Source organism: Shinella sp. (assembly GCF_052438155.1).
Lineage (GTDB): Bacteria > Pseudomonadota > Alphaproteobacteria > Rhizobiales > Rhizobiaceae > Shinella.
Genome location: NZ_JBQVPI010000116.1, coordinates 1 through 554 on the forward strand (window position 1 = coordinate 1; position 554 = coordinate 554).

Consider the following 554-nt stretch of genomic DNA (forward strand, 5'->3'; position numbering starts at 1 on the left):
GACGCCGTCTGCTCTTTTGTCGGGACCTATCGGACCCTTCGTCCAGCACTCACCCCCCTTCACTTCACACCAACCCTTCATCGGAGCCCACAATGTTCAAGACTTTCGCTTTCGCCGCCACCGCCCTGACGCTCGCCTCCGGCAGCGCCTTCGCCGCCCCCAGCGACGACGCCCGCACGCACTTCCAGGCCATCGCCTCGGGCGACACCCAGATCGTCATGCGTGCCTATGCCGACCAGGCCCAGCTGAACTGGGTAGGCGGCCCACTCGACGGCACCTATGCCACCACCGATGCCATTCGCGGCACCTGGGAGAAGTTCGGCAAGGCCGTCGGCCCACTGAAGCTCACAGTCGGCCAGATTGAAGAATCGGCCAACCCCAAGGGCGCCACCGTCTCGGCCAACGTCGTCTTCGAAGGCAAGATGCCCATCAAGGTGCGCTACGTGCTGACGTTCCGTGAAGGCAAGATCGTCAGTGAAACCTGGCAGATCGACCCCAAGCTGGCGGTGGCTGCGGCTTACTGAACGGCACGCAGCGTGGCTACTCTCCACCAG

Annotated in this window: 1 protein-coding gene; it reads left to right on the top strand. The window is 63.9% G+C overall.

All coding sequences use genetic code 11. The annotated features are described in order from the left end of the window. The first annotated feature begins 92 nt into the window (after positions 1-92). A complete protein-coding gene (locus ACT6VE_RS34895) occupies positions 93-524 on the top strand; it encodes a nuclear transport factor 2 family protein (RefSeq protein ID WP_008904227.1) in 432 nt (143 codons plus the stop codon). Positions 525-554: the final 30 nt, after the last annotated feature.

Coding starts and splice junctions, on each gene's coding strand:
- ACT6VE_RS34895 (WP_008904227.1), top strand. CDS start 93: ATGTTCAAGACTTTCGCTTTCGCCGCCACCGCCCTGACGCTCGCCTCC.